Origin of the sequence: Streptomyces sp. NPDC048639 (genome assembly GCF_043199075.1) — a bacterium.
GTDB lineage: Bacteria > Actinomycetota > Actinomycetes > Streptomycetales > Streptomycetaceae > Streptomyces.
The window spans coordinates 1-3,266 of the sequence record NZ_JBICVP010000025.1; the positions used below are offsets into that span (position 1 = coordinate 1).

1 rRNA gene is annotated in these 3,266 nt (G+C 57.3%); it reads right to left on the reverse strand.

Annotated features, from left to right (window positions below):
* Positions 1 to 30 precede the first annotated feature (30 nt).
* Positions 31 to 3,156 (reverse strand): 23S ribosomal RNA (locus tag ACGFNH_RS32635).
* Positions 3,157 to 3,266 lie beyond the last annotated feature (110 nt).

Genomic DNA, 3,266 nt, shown 5'->3' on the forward strand with positions numbered 1-3,266 from the left:
TTCAGAACAACACAGTGGACGCGAGCATCTGAGGACAAGCCCTCGGCCTATTAGTACCAGTCAACTCCACACCTCACGGTGCTTCCATATCTGGCCTATCAACCCAGTCGTCTACTGGGAGCCTTAACCCCTCAAGGGGGTGGGAGTCCTCATCTCGAAGCAGGCTTCCCGCTTAGATGCTTTCAGCGGTTATCCCTCCCGAACGTAGCCAACCAGCCATGCCCTTGGCAGGACAACTGGCACACCAGAGGTTCGTCCGTCCCGGTCCTCTCGTACTAGGGACAGCCCTTCTCAAGACTCCTACGCGCACAGCGGATAGGGACCGAACTGTCTCACGACGTTCTAAACCCAGCTCGCGTACCGCTTTAATGGGCGAACAGCCCAACCCTTGGGACCGACTCCAGCCCCAGGATGCGACGAGCCGACATCGAGGTGCCAAACCATCCCGTCGATATGGACTCTTGGGGAAGATCAGCCTGTTATCCCCGGGGTACCTTTTATCCGTTGAGCGACGGCGCTTCCACAAGCCACCGCCGGATCACTAGTCCCGACTTTCGTCCCTGCTCGACCCGTCGGTCTCACAGTCAAGCTCCCTTGTGCACTTACACTCAACACCTGATTGCCAACCAGGCTGAGGGAACCTTTGGGCGCCTCCGTTACTCTTTAGGAGGCAACCGCCCCAGTTAAACTACCCACCAGACACTGTCCCTGATCCGGATCACGGACCCAGGTTAGACATCCAGCACGACCAGAGTGGTATTTCAACAACGACTCCCCCTGAACTGGCGTCCAGAGATCAAAGTCTCCCACCTATCCTACACAAGCCGAACCGAACACCAATATCAAGCTGTAGTAAAGGTCCCGGGGTCTTTCCGTCCTGCTGCGCGAAACGAGCATCTTTACTCGTAATGCAATTTCACCGGGCCTATGGTTGAGACAGTCGAGAAGTCGTTACGCCATTCGTGCAGGTCGGAACTTACCCGACAAGGAATTTCGCTACCTTAGGATGGTTATAGTTACCACCGCCGTTTACTGGCGCTTAAGTTCTCAGCTTCGCCACGACGAATCGTGACTAACCGGTCCCCTTAACGTTCCAGCACCGGGCAGGCGTCAGTCCGTATACATCGCCTTACGGCTTCGCACGGACCTGTGTTTTTAGTAAACAGTCGCTTCTCGCTGGTCTCTGCGGCCACCACCAGCTCAAGGAGCAAGTCCCATCACCAGCAATGGCCCCCCTTCTCCCGAAGTTACGGGGGCATTTTGCCGAGTTCCTTAACCATAGTTCACCCGAACGCCTCGGTATTCTCTACCTGACCACCTGAGTCGGTTTAGGGTACGGGCCGCCATGAAACTCGCTAGAGGCTTTTCTCGACAGCATAGGATCATCCACTTCACCACAATCGGCTCGGCATCAGGTCTCAGCCCCATGTGCAGCGGATTTACCTACCACACGGCCTACACCCTTACCCCGGGACAACCACCGCCCGGGCTGGACTACCTTCCTGCGTCACCCCATCACTCACCTACTACAGATCCGGGTCACCGGCTCCACCACTCCGACCTCGTCCGAAGACTCAGCCGACGGCTTCACGGGCTTAGCATCGTCTGATTCAGCGTTGGGCGTTTCAAAGCGGGTACCGGAATATCAACCGGTTGTCCATCGACTACGCCTGTCGGCCTCGCCTTAGGTCCCGACTTACCCTGGGCAGATCAGCTTGACCCAGGAACCCTTAGTCAATCGGCGCAAGAGTTTCCCACTCTTGTATCGCTACTCATGCCTGCATTCTCACTCGTGAACCGTCCACAACTCGCTTCCACGGCTGCTTCACCCGGCACACGACGCTCCCCTACCCATCACAGTCCCCGTTAGGAGTATGTACTGCAATGACACGACTTCGGCGGTACGCTTGAGCCCCGCTACATTGTCGGCGCGGAATCACTTGACCAGTGAGCTATTACGCACTCTTTCAAGGGTGGCTGCTTCTAAGCCAACCTCCTGGTTGTCTCTGCGACTCCACATCCTTTCCCACTTAGCGTACGCTTAGGGGCCTTAGTCGATGCTCTGGGCTGTTTCCCTCTCGACCATGGAGCTTATCCCCCACAGTCTCACTGCCGCGCTCTCACTTACCGGCATTCGGAGTTTGGCTAAGGTCAGTAACCCGGTAGGGCCCATCGCCTATCCAGTGCTCTACCTCCGGCAAGAAACACACGACGCTGCACCTAAATGCATTTCGGGGAGAACCAGCTATCACGGAGTTTGATTGGCCTTTCACCCCTAACCACAGGTCATCCCCCAGGTTTTCAACCCTGGTGGGTTCGGGCCTCCACGAAGTCTTACCTCCGCTTCACCCTGCCCATGGCTAGATCACTCCGCTTCGGGTCTTGGGCGCGCTACTCAATCGCCCTATTCGGACTCGCTTTCGCTACGGCTCCCCCACACGGGTTAACCTCGCAACACACCGCAAACTCGCAGGCTCATTCTTCAAAAGGCACGCAGTCACGACGTTGAATGACAAGCATCCAACGCGACGCTCCCACGGCTTGTAGGCACACGGTTTCAGGTACTATTTCACTCCGCTCCCGCGGTACTTTTCACCATTCCCTCACGGTACTATCCGCTATCGGTCACCAGGGAATATTTAGGCTTAACGGGTGGTCCCGCCAGATTCACACGGGATTTCTCGGGCCCCGTGCTACTTGGGTGTCTCTCAAGCAAGCCGCTCATGTTTCAGCTACGGGGGTCTTACCCTCTACGCCGGGCCTTTCGCATGCCCTTCGCCTACATCAACGGTTTCTGACTCACCGACCGGCCGGCAGACCGATCACGAGAGATCCCACAACCCCGCACACGCAACCCCTGCCGGGTATCACACGCATACGGTTTGGCCTCATCCAGTTTCGCTCGCCACTACTCCCGGAATCACGGTTGTTTTCTCTTCCTGCGGGTACTGAGATGTTTCACTTCCCCGCGTTCCCTCCACACTGCCTATGTGTTCAGCAGCGGGTGACAGCCCATGACGACTGCCGGGTTTCCCCATTCGGACACCCCCGGATCACAGCTCGGTTGACAGCTCCCCGGGGCCTATCGCGGCCTCCCACGTCCTTCATCGGTTCCTGGTGCCAAGGCATCCACCGTGCGCCCTTAAAAACTTGGCCACAGATGCTCGCGTCCACTGTGCAGTTCTCAAACAACGACCAACCACCCGTCACCCAGACCAAACAGTCCAGTACACCGGGGCCGGCAACCCGAAGACAAGCCAACACGA